An 18,968-nucleotide genomic window follows, 5' to 3' on the forward strand; every position below is an offset into this window, starting at 1 on the left:
TGCGTTCGTAGCATGAACCTTCCCGCGCCGCCGCAACCCGGCCGGCGACTACGTAATGCACGACTTTTTCACGCGCGGCCGTTCTGCACAATGGACTATTGCGCGTGGCCCGCCTGCCGCTGTGCCGGCACGTCACGCATGCCGCGGGAGAACGGATATGGTGTTGATGGCTGTGGGCGGGGGCGGACCGGTGAACGTGCCGCAGCCGCAGAATGACGACAATCCGGCACCGACGAACGGGGCCGGCAGCGCCCCGCCGGCCCAGACGCCGGAGCAGCAGGCCCTCGCGGCCGCGCAGGCCGAGACGCAGCGCCTGCTGCAGCTCGCGCAGGCCGAAATGGCGGCGCTCAAGCGTCTGCACGACCAGGGCGCGTCGCAGGCCGATCTCGACAACCAGGTGAAGAAGGCCGAAGCCGCATGGGGCTCGGTGCAGGCGGCCGTCGAGAACCAGATGCGCGTCGCGGCGGAGGGCGGCGGCGACACGAACAAGGCGATCGCGGGCGTGGCATCGGATCTGCGCAATGCGTCGCCGAACGATCCGGTGCTCGGCTCGGTGCTCGACGATGCGCAAAAGGCGGTGTCGGCGGAATCGGCGCCCGAGCGGGCGACCAACGTGAAGGCGTTCCAGTTCGCGGTGGCGATGCAGAAGGATCAGGACGCGAACGCCGACGTGCAGCGCTACAACGCGTTGCCGGGCGGCATCCGGCGCGCCGATCCCGACGCCGGCGCGCAATTGCGCCAGGCGGCCACCACGGCCGACACGAACGCCAACGACGCCTACACGGCGCTCACCACCGCATTGCGCCACGAATACAGCACGTCGGCCGCGACGCTGCGCCTGAACGACGCGAAGGCCGACTATGCGGCGTGGCAGAAGGAGCCCGGCGGATTGCGCCGCGCCGACGAGGCCGACATCACGCAGGCGTTGTCGCAGGCGCAGAGCCAGTACGACAAGGTCGTGACGGGCGGCGACGACACCGCGCTGACCTACGTGACGGCCGACGAGCAGAAGCAGGTCGTCGCGTCGGTGAAGCAGAATCACGACGGCATGTGGTACACCGGCCTCGTCGACGCGCTGGGCGAGGAGAGCCAGCTCAAGCGCACGATCGCGACGATCAATCCCGACGATCCGTCGCTGTCGCCGCAGATGAAACAGCTCGCGCAGTCCGACCCGGTCACGTTCGCGCTGATGCAGGACACGGGTGTGACCGTCGATCCGAACGATCCGAAGCTGTCGTCGCAGGAGAAGCTCCTCGCCCAGCAGAATCCGCTCGCCGAGGCGTTCGTCAAGCTGACGGGTATCAAGGTCGGCACGGACGGCCTGAGCGACGCCGACGCCAACGCACTGAACGCGCAGATCAACCAGGCGGGCGGTGTGTTTGCCTACGCGATGGCGAAGGCGCAGGCGGACAAGAACAATCCCGGTTATCAGAAGATCCAGACGCTGCTTGCGGCGGCGCCCGAGGTGCGGCTGCAGTACACGAAGCAGCAGGTCGCGCGGCTGATGGAGAATCCGGGCAGCAATCCGGGCGCGGCGCTTCAGGTGCTGAAGACCAACATGAACGCGTCGTTCTCGCTGGACGAACGCCAGGCGCTGTGGACGCAGGCGGGCCAGCCGCATTTCAACGCGAACTTCATCCATTCGCAGATCGATCCGCTGATGCAGAAGCCTGATTCGCAAGCGACGGACCAGGCCAGCATGCAGGCACGTGTCGACGGCCGGATGAATGCCGACAAGGCCGGCAAGTGGATGCAGGACATCCTCGCCAATGCGCCGCCCGAATTCGCGGGCGTCGTGCTCGATACGGTCGAGAAGGATTTCGGCAACAAGTGGACGCAGTCGAACACGGGCAGGCCGCAGCCTTACGGCGACGGCATCGAGTTCTATAAGGGCCTCAGCACGGCGGTCGGGCTCGCCGATCAGCAGCCGACCGCGAGCGGCGTGCCCGTGCAGCGCGAGGACGACGTCGCGAGCTGGCTGCTCGACGCCAACGGCAACGCGAAGACGATGATCTATACGCTGCGCGGCGGCGACGCCGGCTACGGGTTCGACGGCGTGCGGCAGGCGCTGTCGTCGGGCGTCGATCCGGCGTTGTCGAAGGCGCTGCTGTCGAAGATGCAGAACGACGACCGGTTCCGTTCGGGCTTCGCGAACGACTTCCAGCTGCGTTACGACCAGGGCACCAAGAATGCCCAGGACAAGCAGAACAAGGACACCGCCAACGCCAGCTACAAGCTGTTCCAGGCCGATCCGGACAAGCAGTTGAAGGCGTATTTCGACGACTTCCAGAAGCACTTCGACGACAAGTCCTATACGTTCACCACCGGCTCCAATCAGATGACGAACTTCGTCGGCGCCGGGCTCGGGATTCAGCCGGACGATCCGGGCGCGACGCCGACCGACCGGAACGACGTGCCGTCGATGGCGATGCTCGAGCAACTGATCGTCGGCAACGGGCAGTTGCAGAATGGCACGGCGGTTAACAGTCAGTCGCTGTACGCGAGGAATTCGGCCGCGACGCAGATGATCCAGACTGTCGTCGATCAGATCCGCAAGGTCGGCGGCGACCACGCGGTTGTGTCGCTGGTGCCGATCTACTACGTGTCGAAGGGGACCGGCACCGCGCCGAGCGCGCTGTTCAAGGTGCAGGTGGAGGGGCATCCGGACCAGTACAAGCTGATCGACGATCGCGGCTGGAAGTACGACTCCGTCGACGACTATCAGCACAACAATGCGCTGTCCGACGACGGCAAGCTGTACGTGCCGAAAAGCCTGACGAACGGGCCGGCGTCCGGCGGTTTCTCGCAATACCAGCCGATCGATGCGCACAAGACGGAGTGGTACCAGCACGCCGAACACATCCTCGAAATGGGCGCCGGCATTCTTGCCGCGGCCGGTGGCGTCGTACTGGTCGCGAGCGGCATCGGGGCGCCGGTCGGCGGCCTGATGCTCGGTGCCGCGTGGACTGCCGTCGGCGCGGGCATGGCCGTCGGCGTGCCTGCCGCGATCGGCGACCTGAAGAACCTGAGCGATCACGGCCAGTCGATCGGCTTCGGCAACGAACAGGCGCGCGGCGACTGGATCAGCCTGATCGGCAGCGGCGCGGGCATCGCCGGCGGCGGGCTCGGCGTGGCGGCGAAGTCGCTCGCGGAGGCATCGTCGCTGCTGCGCACGACGGGGCGGGTCTCCGACCTGTTGACGGTCGCATCGCGCGGCGACGGCGCCGCGGCCGACGTGGCAGGCCTCGGCCGTTTCACGCAGGAAGCCGACGCGTTCCAGTCGCTCGCGCAGACGACGGGCAAGACCGCCGGCGTATTCAATGTCACGGGCGGCGTGATCGGCGGCTACCAGATGGCCGATCAGAGCGTGTCGCTGGTCAAGAACTGGGACGCGATGTCCGATTCCGATCGCGCGCAGCAATTGCTCAACCTCGGCATCGGCATCGCGCAGATGGGGCTCGGCTCGCACACGCTGATGGAGCGGCCGATTCGCGCGATCACGAAGACGCCCGCACCGTCGACGATGTCGCGGCCGGTCGCGATCAACGTCGTCGATACGTTGTACGGCAACGGGCTGGCGAACCAGCGTCTCGCGGTCGGCGAGATCGGCAACCCGTGGCAGCACGCGGAGGAGCAGGCGAACAGCTTCGGCGGACCGGTCGACGACGGCGGCGCGGTCGCGCCGGCCGACAAGGGGCTGCGGGCGCGCATCGCGTCGTGGTTTCGCGCGCACCGCATGCAGGGCACGCCGGACGCAGCCGCGATCGTGCCGCGGCTCGCGCCCGACGGCGAAGCGACGCCGGCCGTCGCCGATGCGCTGGCTGGCGACGTTGCATCGACAGCCAGGGCCGGCATGCCGGCAAACGGCGCGCATCCGGCGTCCTGGGAGATCCCCGCGCATGTGGCGGCCGATCCGGCGATGCTGAGCGAGGTGGTCGGCGGAATCATCGAGAGCGGCAACCGGCTCGAGGACGTCGAGTACTACGTGTACGCGCTGGAAGACCCGGAAGGCAACGTACGCAACCCCGAGGAAGACGGGCTGCCCGCGACCGAAAAGGGCAACATCGTCGACGACCTGAGCGCGGCGCGGGCGGACCAGCGGCGTGCGAACGCGGCCGACGATGCAAAGGCGCGGGCGGCGATTGCGCCCGACGAAGGCGGCACGATCGGCGTGACGCGCTACACGACGTATCACGACGCGCTGATGGTGGGCGCCGACGGCGTGGCGGGCGGCCGCTACCGGATCGCGCTGGTCGATCACGGCGCGCTCGCCGCGGACGGCTCGGTGCCGCCCGAAGCGGTGGTCGGCCACGTCGGGCTGACCGACGCCGGCGATGCATTCAAGCTGTCGATGAACGATGCGTACGACCGCACGCTGCGTGTCGTGTACCCGCGCGGCTTCGATCCGCAGAAGCCGTTGATTCGCTACGAGGGCGGTCGGCGCGTCGACGTGATCAACGCGCCATTCGGCATGCGCGAAACGCAGTGGGCTGCGTATCCGCGCCGCGAAGCCGACCTCGCGATCTATTCGGACAACCCGAACCAGCCCGAGAACCGGCTGCCGGCGGGCGAGCGGCCGTTGATGCCGGTGCCGCCCGGCTACTTCGCCGTGTACGCGCATGCATGGGCCGACGCCTTCGCGAGCGCGACCGGCAAGGCGATGAGCGCCGAAGACATGGCCGCGCTGATTCGCCAGAGCGGCTGGGACGGCAAGTCGCCGGTCATTCTTTATGCGTGCGGCGCCGGCACGCGCGTGAGTCCGCTCGCGCAATTGCTCGCGAACGTGCTGGGCGTGGACGTGTACGGCGCAAGCGGTTTCGTCGCATGGCGTTCGCCGCGCTACCGGGCCGACGGCAGCCCCGACTCCGGTTATACGGGCGGCATCCTGATCGAGCCCGGCGCGCCCGATCAGGCCGGCGTGCCGGACCATTCGGTCAGCGGCGAACCGCGTACGTACCGGTTCTCGCCGGCGCTGGCGGTCATCGACCAGGGGGCGCATCCGGTCAACTGGAGCAGCGTCGCGCCGCGGCCGGTATCGAACCAGTGGGGCGGCAGCGCCACCACGGGCGATGCGCGCGTGCCGATCGGCGTGTACGTGTGGCGCCTGTTGACGAAGCGCGGCTCGATCATCAATCCGCGCAGCGGCCGGTCGGCCAGCGCGCTCGAGATGACGCATGCGCTGGAAGAGCTGGCGTGGAAGGGCTATACGCCGGGCACGCCGATCGCGCTGGAGGGGCCGCACAGCGGCGCCAATCCCGAGTTGCTGCAGGAATTCGCGGATCTGATCCAGGCGCCGGTATTCGGCCGGTTGGGCGACGACGACGCGGCCGGATGGCGGCGCGCGCTGCCCAATCCGGGCCGGCGGCTCGCGCGCTTCGAGATCGAGCCCGACGTGAACGGGAAGTTCTCGCCGGGCGGCGCGCAGCCGATTCGGATCAATCCTCTGGAACTGCGGCCCGTGCCGGGTTCGAGCATCGTGAACCTGCTCGGCCATGCGACCGCGCGCCAGTTCCTGAAGGTGTCGGGGTTCGACATCGCCGAGTCGCACGGCACGGCGCCGCGCGACGTGACGCTGGACAGCGCGGCCGCCGTCACGGAAGGCGGCAAGACGATTTCGCCGCGGCAATTCGCGCGCAAGCTGCTCGACGATCCGGCCTATACGGAAGGCAACGGCGTGCTGCTGACGGGCTGCTATCTCGGCGCCGGCGGCTATTCGTTCGCGCAGGAACTCGCGTACGAACTGCAGGTGCCCGTGATCGCGTCGATCACGTCCAACTCCGTGCGCGGCACCGGTGCGCTGGAACTGTATCCGATCGACGACAAGATCATCCTGCCGGCAAACGATCCCGACGTCGCGACGCGGCTCTATCTGCATTTGCCCGAGGCGCCCGACGCGAGCGATCCGCCGATGGTGTTCGCCCAGCGTGGCGAACCGGTGGCGCGCACGGCCGTGCATGGCGATGCACCGGTCGAACCGGTGCGCGCGATCGACGCGCAGATCGATCCGGACTCGGACAGCGGCCGACGCGGCGTCGGCGGTACGCAAGGCGATGCCGGACGCCAGGGCGTGACGCCGGGCGGGCCCGCGCATCCGCGGCTCGCTCCGGATGCGGAACCCGGCGAACCGCCCGTCTACGAGACGACTCCGATCGTCGAAGTCGGGCCGGGGCAGATCTTCACGGCCGACGAATGGGCCGCGCGCGTCGAGCAGGTCGCCGAAGCTGAGGCCGACGACGGCCTGTCGGGGAAAACGCAGAAAATCTATCCGAAGACCAGCCGCGTCTATACGGACCGCAGGATCGCCAACGACGGCGTCATCACGACGACGGTTCATGGTCAGTCGGTGCTGCAGCCCGGATTCGACGACGTGACCGGCGTCGACGCGACGCAACACCCCGAGTTCCTGCGTCCGGCCGATACGCTGCTGATGCCGCCCGACGATCCGCTCCATCCGATCGGCGCGCGCGGGCTGATGTCGCCGCCCGGCCATCACGTCGTGTTCGGCCACGGGATATCGGCGGACGCGATGCTGGGCCCGGAAGGCCGTCCGCTCACGCCGGACGAGGTGGCCGAGCGCGTGGCGCCGCATCTCGAACCGGGGCAGGACGTCACGCTGTATTCGTGCTTCGGCGGTTCGAACAAGCACGATCCGTTGCGCATCGCGCCCGGGCAAGTACGGGCGGCCAGCACGACCTTCGCGGCGGCACTCGCGCAGCGCCTGTCCGAGCTGACCGGACGGCCGACATCGGTCTGGGCGCCGCCGGACATCCTGCTCGTCGAGCCCGACGGTTCGACCACGGTACGCGGCACGCGACTGACCGGCCAGGTCGACAAGGATCGTCTGCCGATGCAAAGCTTCCGCGGCGATCCGGCACGCGCGGGCCGGCCGGCGCTCCCCGCTGGCCGCGACGCGGAGCCGGCCGCGACGACCGCCCGTACCGCGTCGCGCCCGCTCGGCGATCCGCCGCCGCGCCCGACGGTGCCGCGCGTGGCCGATCCGACGTTTGCCGATCCCGACTACGATTTCACCGCGATTCCGGACGACACGTTCGAATCGGTCACGCTCGATCATCCGTTCCGCACCGCGCTGGCCGACCGGCCCGGCGTGATCGGCGACGCGGCGCGCGTGACGCAACCCGGCGGCACGGTGAGCCAGCGCTGGCCGAGCTATTTCCTCGACGGCCCCGAGCCGACCCGCGTGATCGACGGGGTGATGCAGGCGTTCGACGCGGCCGGGCTGACCAACCTGCGCGTGGAATTCGTGACGCACGACGGCAGCATCGAACTCGGCAGCGGCACCGATTTCGGCGCGCTCGATCCCGAGGACGGCTGGTTCCGGTTCAGCGGCACGGTGCCCGATGCACCGGCTACCGCCGCTACGCACGCGCCGGTCCGTTCGGCGGCCGATGCCCGGCTCGCGTTGCCGGAAGGCGCGCGGACGGTCGCGCACGACGATCTCGGGCAGGCAATCGATGCCGCGCATACCGGCCCACGGAACCACGCCTACGTGCAAACCGACGCGTTGCCGGACGGCACCGCGTTCGCACAGGGCAACCTGACGCCGCAGGAGCGCGTCGCGGCCAGCGCGTCCGCGAACCTCGCCGCGGTCGAGGGCGCGGCGCCGACCGACGTGGTGCTGCTGTCGGCGCTCGGCCACGATCCGGCTCGCGCGCTGCGCATCACCACGCCCGATGGCGGCGAACTGGTCAAGCCCGCCGGCGTCGACATGTACGTCGTGCGCACCCGCGACGCGGCGACCGGCGAGGTGTCGTACCGGCTCGTCGGCATCGATCGCTCGGGCTTGCCGGAAGGCTATACGGCCGTCCATGCGGGCGGCATGCGTGCGGTCGGGGCGACCGACGGCCGCCCGACCTGGCCGACGATCGGCCACGCGGGGCCGGCGGCCGGCCGCCTTGCGGGTACGGCCGGCGAATCGTCCGGCGCGGCGGCGCCTGCCGCCGTATCCGGTCATGCGAACCCGCCGGCCGTGCCGGAGGGCGCCGCGGTGGCCGAAGCGAGCGATCCGCAGGCGGTTGCCGCGACGTGGCTCGACAGCCTCGGCCGGCGCACGCTCACGCGCGTCGACGGCCAGCGCGCGCCGACGCTCGATGGGTTGGGGCGCCAGCTCGGCCCGAACGCGCATGTGCTGATCACCGCGCATACCGACGCGCCCGCCGCCGACGCCGAACACGCGGCGCCGGCATTCGTCGCGGTGCTCGAGACGGACGAGCACGGCGCGCTCGGCCCCGTGCGGATGCTGGACGGCAAGCGCGTGCCGCGCGCGCTGCGCAAGGCGCTCGTGAAGACCGGCAGCAGCGGGCGCACGGCGCGCCGTCAGTTCGATTTCTTCGTGTCGCCGGTCGCGCACGACGAGCTGATGCAGTTCGGCGGCGCGTCGAAGATCGAGACGCGGGACGGCAAGTCGTCGTGGTCCGTGACCGCGTCGGGGCATCCGGTCGACACCGCGCTCGCCGCAGAGGTGGCGAAACTGCACGACGCACCGGGTTTCAAGCGGCCGCGTCAGGCCGTGCGAGCCGTCGAAGGAGAGCAGCGCTGGATTCACGTGGTCGAAGACGAGACGGGCAAGGTGCTCGGCTACGCGGAGCGCAACACGAACCACGAATGGAAGTACTACGAGAAGGCGCCGCTCGGCGATACCGAGATTCCCGAGCAGGATCTGCGCACGGTGTTCCGGCGACGGCGCAGGGGCGGCATTCCGGTCCTGCGCTCACCGCGACGCGGCATCCGGTTCGTCGTCAGCGACGTCAAGCCGGAAACCGTCGATCGAATCGGCGGCTTCCGGCCGGCGAAGGAAGCCACCGCGGCAGAGAAACCGCCGCACCGTTCGCTCGGCGATCTTTTCCAGTCGAAGGTGCCGCTTCGCCGGCCGCTCACGCAGGCGGAGCAGGGGAGTGAAAGCAACACGGCAACGCGGCCGCCGGTCGATCCGCACTTGCTGCCGTCGAGCACATCCGCGCTCAACGCGGTCGATTTCAGCGGCAACAGCGTGCCGCACCTGCTGACCGCGATCCGGAACGGCGCGGTCGACGGCAACCAGCACGTGATCTACGTGTTCAGGACGGACGGCGCCGTGGCCGAGGCGCTCGACGATCCGGTCGGCGTGATCGCCGCGCGCAACGGCGAGATGCGGTGGTTCGACGCGGTCCGGCACGCCAACAACCCGAATCATCAGGGCATACCGCTCGACGAAATGCCGATCGGCAACGACCGGTTCGGCACTGACGTGCATTTCTTGCTCACGCAACTGCCGCCGCGCGCGTTCATGCGGAGTGCGCGGCCGACGCGTGTCGCGGCGCTCGAGGCGCGCGCGAAGGCGTTGCGCGAGCAGTTGACCGACGCGGAAGCGCGTGGCCAGCATTCGGCGCCGTTCAGGGCGCTCGCGGCCCGGACGCGGCATGGTTACAGCGAGGTGCTGAACGACTTGCAGCGCTTGCGGCGCAGCGGCACCGCACCCGCGCCGCTGTCGATCGAGCCGTACCAGCCCGGGCTGTCGTCGTCGACCGTCGTCGCGTTCAACCTGCGCAACGGTGCCGCGAAGACCGAGCACTATTTCGCGACGCACGACCAGATCGAGGCTTACAACAAGCAGGCGCAGCGCGCCGGCAACGTGAATCTCGTGCTGAAGGGCGAGCCGCAGGCCGTGATGGTCGACCCGGGCATGTGGCGCACGCTGCTCAACAAGCTGTATGTCGGGCGCGACGTGTCGACGTCGGCGTCGCGCTTCCTGCCGGTGCCGGGCAAGCTGCGCGCGCGCACCCGGCGCTTGGGCGCGGCCACCGTCGCCGATCAGCGGATCCGGTATTTCTTCACGCGCTCGAGCGAGGCGTTGCAAGATCGCATGGTGCCGATGGCACGTTCGCTGTCGCTGAGCGACGATCCGGCGCTGATGCGCAAGATCGTCGAGCAATACGGTGGTGTGACGCCGGTCGTCACGCTCGTGGTCGATCCGCATCTGCTCGCGGCCGTGCTCGGCAAGGCGCACGACTCGGATTTCCTGCGTGCGGTGAAGGCGCTCGGCGACCAGAAGCACGCCGTGTTCGACGGCGAGAACGGGGTGATTCATCCGGCGCCCGGCACGGACGGGACGGCGCTCGCGCTCGATCATCTCGCACATCTGAATCGCTGGCTCGACGAGGCGGCGCACACCGGCTTCGCGATCCGACTCGAAACGGCGCCGTCGCGCGCGCTCGTGTCCGGCACCGACTACCGCTACCAGTCGGGCACCAACGACGCATACCACGACTACGTGCGCGTCATGACGGCGCTCGAGAAGTGGTCGAACGAACATCCGGACACGACGGCGCCCAACGTGATGGTCACGTTCCACGGCTGGGACGCGGTGCCCGAATCGGTGCCGGGCGCAGGGCACGAGAAGCTGTTGCGCGCCGTGCTCGAGCGCGAGGGGCTCGAATGGGTCCACGTCGGGCTGTCGCTCGGCACGCACGGCGCCGACTTCATCGGCAACCAGGACCTGACCGGCGCGCTCGCAAAACTGATCGTCGAGAACCGCGCGCGACCGGAAATCATCGATCGCCTGCACGGTGCCGATGCGCTCACGCGCGTGTTCGAGCGCGTCGACCGGCAGACGCTGGCGAACCAGCATCAGCTGCTGTTCGCGGAGGTCGAGCGGATCGGTGCCGCGCAAGGGATGACGCCCGCCGAAGTGGCCGCGCTGCGCCAGAAGCTCTACGAAGGCAACACGACCGTATGGCTGAACCAGGCGCGCAAGGCGACGATCGAGCATGCGACCGAACACTGGAAGGGCGACGGCAACGGGCCCGGCAACAAGACGGAGAAGGGCGCGCGCACGTTCTCCGCACGCTGGCTGAAGCAATACGGCGACAGCGTGCCCGACCGCGTGACCACGCGCGCGCAGCCATCCGCCGCGGACCCGGCCGAACACTGGCGCGCGGTCGTGCGCGATCCCGCGCTGATCAACGATGGCACCAAGCCGATCGGTACAAGCCGGCGGGAGACCGCACAGCTCGCCAAGGTCGAGATTCCCGACGCAAAGCGCGCGCAGGCGGAGCTGCACGCACTGCGCGTGCACGACGAGCCGATCGGCACGACCCGACGCCCGCCGTCGCGACGGCGGGTTGCCGGCGAAATGACCACGGCCACACTGACCGGCGGGACCGCCGCGGGTGCGCTTGTCGCGACGGGCAACGAATTCGTGGGCACCGCGACGAATTCGCTGTACGCCGGCCTGCGGGTCGGTCGCGTGTTCCAGGCGCTGCATCACGGCGCGGTCGCCAGCCTGAAGAACGGTGATCCGCGCGCGTTCGATCGGGCCGTCGACCGCCTTGTGCGCGGGCTGCAGAAGCAACTCAAGGCGAACGGGTTCGACGCCGCCGCGCGCGGCACGCAGCTCGAACAGATTGCACACGAAGGCAAGGCCGCCGCCGCGCAGCTGCGCGCGCTCAACGAGGACGGGACGCTGTCGTTCGACGAAACCGCGACGCATACGCAGGCGATCGCTGCCGACATGCTCGCGCAGATGCAGGGCGTGGTCGGCGGGACGTCGCTGAAACTGCTGCACCATGGCAGCCCGCGGCACTCGGTTGGTCGGGTCGGGCGGCTGCTCGCACTGGGAGGGTACGGCGGCTCGATCACGATCAACGGCGCCAAGTTCCTCCATGGCGACGGGCTGGCCGGCGGGCAGGCCTTGGGCGGAATCATCAGCGCCATCTCTACCGGCATCGTCTACAAGGGTGGTTCGCGCGGCGTGAATGCGGAGAATCGCAGTCAGTTGGCGCGGATCGCGAGCGCGACCGGCGACTACGTGACATCGGCCGTTGGCCTGGCAAGCGGTATCCACGGCGCAATGGCCGCGCATACGTTCGGCGAGGGGATGACCGGCATGCTCGGTGCAATGTCCGGCGCGTTGCTGGGCGCCGGGCGTCTGCATACGCAATTCCCGAATGCCACGCCGTGGCTCGCGCGCTTGCCGACCGGCATCGCGCTGTTCCCGGTGGCGATCTTCGGGATCATGCAGGGGTACGGCGTGATCTCGGCGTTGACGGGATCGGACGATAAGAACAAGCATCCTGGTTCCGGTCCGTCGCCGACGCCTTCGGGTTCCAGCAGCACGACGCCGACGCCCGGGGCCTCGCTCTCACCGACGCCCGGGGCGACGACGGCGCCGGCGGCTCAGCCGAGTCCGTCCGCGTCATCGACGCCGAATGCGCAGCCGTCGGGGACACCGTCCTCATCGGCGCAGCCGTCGACGGGTTCGCCGAGCCCGACGCCCACTCCGCTGACGGTGAATGTCGTCGCCGGCGATTCGTTGTGGACCATTGCGGAAACTCACGAAGGATCGTTGCTTGCAGCCGCTCGCATACCGGCCGACGAACAGCAGCGGATGTCGGACGGTCAGCGGATCAACGTCGCGTTGAACGAGATCCTGCAGCTCAACCGGAACCTGGCGAGCAATCCGGGGGAGATCAATCCGGGGCAGCAGGTGATTGTCGGGTGAAGGGGCGGATGGAACGCGGGTGGTGTCTTGCCGTCGCACGGCGCATAAGCGGTCGCTGTCGACGTGGGAGCCACAAGCCAGCGTGATAGACAACGCCCGACCAGCCGTCGTGCTGTCCAATCGATTGTTGCTGGGCTTCGCGCGTCGTTGAGACACGAGACCTCGCGGCCCGTGCTCACGCAATCGGCCGACCAGTCGCCGAATCTGCCGCGTTGTCAGCCCGAGTCGCTCGGCCGCGCGCCACGGCTGAAGCTTGCCGTCCGCGACGTCCTGAATGACCTTGAATCGGTCCAGCTCGCGCATCGTCATCGTGATCCGCTCCGTTGCAGCCATCGCAGCCTCCGGCGCTGGATTCCCAGCGGCCGATCAGCTTACGATGAGTCGAAAAGCGGACATTTGAACTTGGCTAGAAACGGACATTACAACTTAGCCACTACAACAAAACTTATCGATAATTCATGTTATGTAAAATTTATATATGGAGATTCTGGAGCGACAGAATTGATTTGCTCTACACCCCCCAGGGACTAGCCTAGGGATTCGGAAAAACTCTAGTCACAGCGACGATCAATCCGGGGCGCGTTTTCGTGTACGTGTATCTGACGTGATCCGGTCTCGTTGCGGAGTTGCCGAATAAGTGAGTCTGTTCGAAATCCACGCCCCGCCGGCTGGAGGTGATTTCGTCGGCTATCTCTCCTTCGAAAACGCGGAAGCGGCCACGATTGATACCCGGGTCTTGGGCCCACACATAGTCTTTGCCGCCGCTGCCCCCCAACCGACATCCTCGTGTGTGGCCCGCGTCGTCGGTCAGGCGCCCAAGACTGCGCGCCCAAGCTCGAGACGTCGCATTTGTGCCCGTACCCACGCCGCGACGAAGGTGCGAGGGATCGATCGTCCCAGAGACGGAAATAATCTGACCGGCACTTCCGCGCACAATAATGTCCCCACCGCTGGCATGTAGTCCCAAGGGGTCGATCCAGGTGATCGAACTTTTGGCATAGTTGTACAAGCCGGTGCTACCGGCCAAGCGGATGGGATCGCAACTCGCAAATCTGCCGGCGTGCGGATCGTAATACCGGTAGCGGTTGTAGTGCAAACCGCTTTCCTGATCAAAATACTGCCCCTGCAACCGAAAAGGTTGATCGTGTGTCCTCGTGCCTCGTTGATATGCTAGTCCCCAGGCCGAATATGCGGCTTCCCAGACGACGATACCCGTCACATCGATCGTCCGAACCGGCGCACCGTTAAAACCGGTTTCGAAGAAAGAAATATCGTTTGACCGAGACGCCGAACTAACCCTTGCCAGCGGCCGAAAGCTGTCTGGATAGTGGACCCACTCCCATGCCGCGCCGCATTGGCCGCCCGCCCCCGGGCGGACGTCGTTCAAGCCGTCCACTCGGACGAGAGCGTCCTCCGGCACCGTGTTTGCGACGGAAGACGCGTCCGACAGTAGCCTGCCGGCTTCCTGATCTCCCTGCGTGAGCTCACCCACCAGCGCATCCCCTTCCCAGAAGAAATAGCTGGTTTGGGACAGCGCCGTCCGATCGGACGCAGCCCCCGTCCGGATGCCGGGATCGTGCTGAATCCGCGTGGTCTTCTTCGTACGCCGATGGAACACATCGTACGCATAGCGTGTGCAGATGCTCAACGTGCCGCTTGTATCCCCCACGGACTCCGCCGCCTGACGCACGGTCAACGACTCGATCAGCAACCCGTCACCATCCCAGCGCAGCATCAGGTCCTGTTGCCGATCCTGCCTGCGCACCAGATTGCCGATGCGGTCGAATGCGCAATAGCAGCCGTCATGCTCGCCTTCCCGGATCCACGCATCGGCCTTCGTATCCTCGCCAAATACATTGGGCTGGAGGGCCTTACGAATCGATGTCTTCAACTGATCGCCAACTGGGTCATACAAGAACCGATGCAGTTTCCCGACCGGATCGCTGTGTCCGATCAGCCTGCCCATCGGATCGTATTGATAGCGCTCGATGCCCAGGCGGGAATCGCGCTTCTCGAGCATTTCCCCATTGGCGTCATACACGTATTCGCTGGTGAACAGGGCGCCTGTGCCAGAAAACAGCGCCTGCGTCGCCAGTAACCCATCAGATGTGTACGATAGCTCGTGCCGAAGCTCGGCCCCAAGGTGCTCGACGCAAATCTGTCCGAGCGCATTACGCTCAAATGTGATCGGCGCAGCCTCGTCGACTTGGATCGATCTGACCGCATCGAGCGCGTCGTAATCGTAGCGAACCGTATGCGCATTGATGAATTCGCCACCGGCCTGGAGCCGGGTCTGGCGTTCAATCCGATTGCCCGCCGAGTCGTACGTGTTGGCGATCACGAAGTGGTCGCCTTGCCTTTCCTCAACGACACGACCGGCCGCGTCATACTCCAGTTCCACCCGGCTGTCCGGATTCGCGGCGACGACCAAGTTGCCACTGCGATCGTACGAGAAGGTTTCGGTGCGGGCTCCATCAGGTTGCCGCGGGTCAGGCACCCGCTTTTGCACGATACGGCCCAGCGCATCCGTTTCGTAGTCGATCGTCTGCCCCAGTGGATCGATGCTGCGTAGCAATTCGCCCGCCGCACTATACTCGTAGCGACGCGCCTGCCCCCAGTAATCGACCTCCTCGACGATCCGCCCCAACGCATTGCGTTTCAGTTGGTACAGTTCGCGGCGCTCGTTGACGACGCCGACCAGTTGCTCCTCGGTGTCGTACCAGTATTCGACGGTGCTGCCGTCCGGCGCGAGCCGCCGGCTCAAATGCCCGAGCGCTGAATACTCCATCTGTGTCACTTGGCCCGCGGGGTCGCGATACCGCACCAGGTTCCCGTCGGCGTCGTAAACGAAATGAAGCTCGCGCCCGCCCGGTTCGATCGCACGCGTCAAGTTACCGTTGCGGTCGTACTCGTAGTGACTGTGTTGTCCGAGCGGGTCGACCACCTCGACAAGGTTCCCGGTCGCGTCGTGCACGAACTGCGTGCGATAACCTAATGCATCCGTCCGCGCGGCGGGATAGCCGTCGCGGTCATAGTCGAACCGAGTGAGCGCACCGCGCGGCCCCAAATGTTCGACGGGCTGGCCGTATGCATCGTATGCGTAGCGCGACGTCGTGCCAGACGGCTCAGTCTGCGCCAGCAAGTTGCCGCGAGCGTCCCATTCGTACCGCCACTGCCGGCCGCCGGGCAACGTCATGCAGACGGGATGTTGATGTACATCGTATTCCGTGCGGATCACACTGCCGTCGGGCAGCGTCCGCGCGACGACGTTGCCGTACCGGTCGTAGTCCCACGAGGCCGTGCGGCCAGCAGCATCGACCTGCGCACTCGTGCGCGAGTGTGAATCATATCGGTATGCAGTCACACCACCCAACGGGTCGGTTTCCGCCACCGGCATCCCGCGCCCGTTCATCTGCGTGATCGTCGTATGCCCAAGCGAATCGGTGGCGCGTGTTTCCATCCGCGCGCGATCGTAGGCGAAGCGATAGTCGAATAGGCCGTTGTCACCCCACGCACGATCGACACGCCACACGCCGTCGTCGCCCTGCTGGTAGCTGTAGTAAAACGACACGCCCCGCGCGCTCGTGTGCCTCACCATCCGATGCCCAACTGCATACTCGAAATGGTGCGGATATGCCATCGCGTCAATCGCGGCTGCCAGATTGCGCTCGCGATCATGCTCGTAGCTCACGAGCGGATGTGCGTTTTCGCGCGCATCGATCAGCGTTAGCGACGTCAACAACCCAGCGTTCAGCCCGCGGCCCGTACCGCATTCGACCACGCGCTCGGTCCGCCGATTGCGCTTCCATTCGACGAGACGAGCGAGTCCACCATACGCGTCGCGCTCGAATTCCCATGCATTGCCATTGAGATCGGCCATGCGGTCGAGCAGCAGCGTGAGCCGCGAATCGGCATCGAGCGCAGAAGCAGCCTCTCGCCAACGGGGGGGCAGCACGAATCCGTATTCGATTCCCTCACGCGTGCGCAGCACCATCCGCCCGTCGTCGTCATACAACGCATGCCCATGCTGCCAGTCATACGTGCGCGACGTCCAGCCATCGTCCAACGGCACCACGTTGAAAGCGGTCGCATGATCCGGGAAAAAAACAGCCGCACCGATCCCGTCTTGGTTCCGCATCAGTTCGAGCCGAATATCGGCCGGTGTCTGCCAACCAAAGCCGACAGCGCCTGCATGGCGATTGTGACTCGCGTAATATCGATCCCACACGAGCGGCAAACGGCCGGACACGGTGAAGTCGTTCTGCTGCACAACCACCTCGCCCGTGGTCACGTCCACCGGCTCCGCCTTCAGCACGTTGCACCGCAAGAACCCCGACTTCAGATTCAGCTTATCCGCCAGCGCCTTCGCCCACTTCGATCCCCGAAACGCCTTGAACAACCCCTTCGCCGCCGCAGCCATGTTCATGATCGGCGGCCCGCCCACCAAAACGGGCCGCCCCGCCGGAATCGGCAACATCACCGAACTCGGCATCGACGGATAAGTCCGATCGGTATGCGCGCTGTTGTGCGGAGGCGGCTCCATGCCGACCGACCAGCAACTCAACGCCTCAAGCGCCATGTAAGACATCGGATCGTTGTTGGCGAGCACCGTCTTGCTGCCCATGAACGATTCCCCGTCGTTCGACGGTTCAACCTCCTCAGGCGGCGGAGCAAACGATTCTCCAAGCGGGAAATGCAACCCCGGTACGTGATAAGCATGCGTCCCGGCCGTGGCCCGCATCATCCCGTTCACAAAAATCGGCCTGCCGCTGCTCCCCCCCGACCCGACGTTCGAACCAAGATCATCGCTTATGCGGTTCTTGATCTTGTTGGCCTCTTTCGCCAGCCGCATCCCCTCAGCGACGTTGGGGTCGTCCTTGAAGTCCGGCAGCTTGCCGCCGCCCATCAAGTCATTGACCTGCTGGTTCGCCTCATCGGCCAGATGCGCCAGCTTCTCCACATCTTCGGGATGATCTTCGATGTATTCGGTCACCTTCTCCTGCACGATCATCATTGCAATGCAGCCAACCACGGCCTTTGCCGCTTGAACGTACTCACGCAGATCGAGCATGAACCCGACATGAGGGTGCGGCAGGAACACGGGTGGCGTACCGGGCGTGACCAGTACCGAATGAACGTCGACGCCAACGACTGGATCGAGATGCTTGACGGCCGGGAGTGCCACGATTTCAGCCCTCGTTCGCGCTCAGCGCCCACCACGCAACGCAGCGACTTTCTCGCTCAACGCGTTGCGCCGCCGGTCCTGAGCACCCAACTGCGACACCATCCATTCGACGACCATCGGCAGATTGCTGTTCGCCCGCATCGGCTCGTCGATCATCAATCCCGCATCGAGCGCATTGAATCCGGCCTCCAGCGCATGTTCGCGCTCCCCTGCCCGCTCCCAGCACACGGCGCTCATCCGCCACGCCTCGACCGTCATCAGTCCATCCTTCGCCGCCGTGGTCGACGCGACCGCACGCTCGTAGCAATAAGCCGAGTGCGCATAGTCCTTATGCGTCAAATGCACGCTCGCCTCGCCGAACAATCCGTTCGCGATGAGCTTGTGTCCGGCCGGATGCCCAGCCTCAACTGCACGCATCCCGCTGCTGGCCGCGCTCCGATACGCATCGATCGCCTGCTCCCGATCCCGCCACTTCAGATAAGCCGCCCCCGCAATCAAATGCACGACAACACACTGATCAAACCACTGCTCGCGCTCAGCAACCTTCAGCGCCGCCGCACGCAATTCCTCCAGCCGAGAAGGATTACCGCCTTCGATCATCTCGGTCAGCATCACGAAATGCCGTCGAAACTCTCCGCTCGGCCCGCGCTCGCCCGATTCCGCCAGCAATTCACGTGGCACGCTCGCCATCGAGTACTTGCCGTGCACGACCCGCACCGCGGCACGATGCCGTTGCATCAACGCAGCAAACGGCACGATATCCGTACGCGGCACGACAAAACGCACGCGCTCGGCAAGCTGCGGCGCGACCGCAATGATCGACAGCAAATCGTCGAGCCATCGCACCCATGCCGTGTCATCCCGCACTTTCGCCGGTTCCAGCACGAAAACCATCGCCGGAAAAACATCCGGATGGTGCTGCATCAGGCTGTCGGCAACCGTGAACAGATACAGCACCGGATTCTTGCCATCGTCGTACGGAGCTTGCCAATCGGCCCGCACCCCATGCGCACGGGACCCTTCGCGGCGGCTGTCGTAGAACGCAATGAGCTCGTCCGCCAAGGCCTTCGCATAACTCGCTTCATTAGCGAACGACGCCCGCATCGTCCGCACCGCGCACGACGTCTCGTCCTGAACCTGGAAATACAGCCGCACGAGTTCCGCATCAGTCTCGTCGGTCTGCCAGATCATCAATCTCGCGTCGGGTTCCTTCGCGAAACTCATCCAGTCCGAATGCGCATCCATGAACCTGCGTTCTATCGGATTGGTCGGCTGCCAGTTCTGCAT

General features: G+C 66.5%; 3 protein-coding genes and 1 pseudogene. 1 reads left to right on the forward strand and 3 read right to left on the reverse strand.

Going from position 1 to position 18,968, the window contains the following annotated elements:
• The first annotated feature begins 157 nt into the window (after nucleotides 1-157).
• Nucleotides 158-12,496, forward strand: a complete 12,339-nt coding sequence (locus tag HWX22_RS09710; RefSeq protein WP_175915520.1) for an LWXIA domain-containing protein — start codon at nucleotides 158-160, stop codon at nucleotides 12,494-12,496.
• Between the two features lie 84 nt (nucleotides 12,497-12,580).
• On the opposite strand, the pseudogene HWX22_RS09715 reads toward HWX22_RS09710, so the two are convergent.
• From HWX22_RS09715 to HWX22_RS09725, 3 genes and pseudogenes are all read right to left on the reverse strand, one after another.
• Nucleotides 12,581-12,829 (reverse strand): annotated as a pseudogene (locus HWX22_RS09715) (helix-turn-helix domain-containing protein); the annotation flags it as partial.
• A 199-nt stretch (nucleotides 12,830-13,028) separates the two neighbouring features.
• Complete coding sequence (locus tag HWX22_RS09720) at nucleotides 13,029-17,681, reverse strand: RHS repeat-associated core domain-containing protein (RefSeq protein WP_175915521.1); 4,653 nt, start codon at nucleotides 17,679-17,681, stop codon at nucleotides 13,029-13,031.
• Between the two features lie 21 nt (nucleotides 17,682-17,702).
• On the reverse strand, nucleotides 17,703-18,968 hold the full coding sequence (locus HWX22_RS09725; protein ID WP_175915522.1) for a hypothetical protein: 1,266 nt from the start codon (nucleotides 18,966-18,968) through the stop codon (nucleotides 17,703-17,705).

The organism is Burkholderia sp. BCC1638, assembly GCF_902833195.1.
In the GTDB taxonomy this organism is placed as follows: domain Bacteria; phylum Pseudomonadota; class Gammaproteobacteria; order Burkholderiales; family Burkholderiaceae; genus Burkholderia; species Burkholderia diffusa.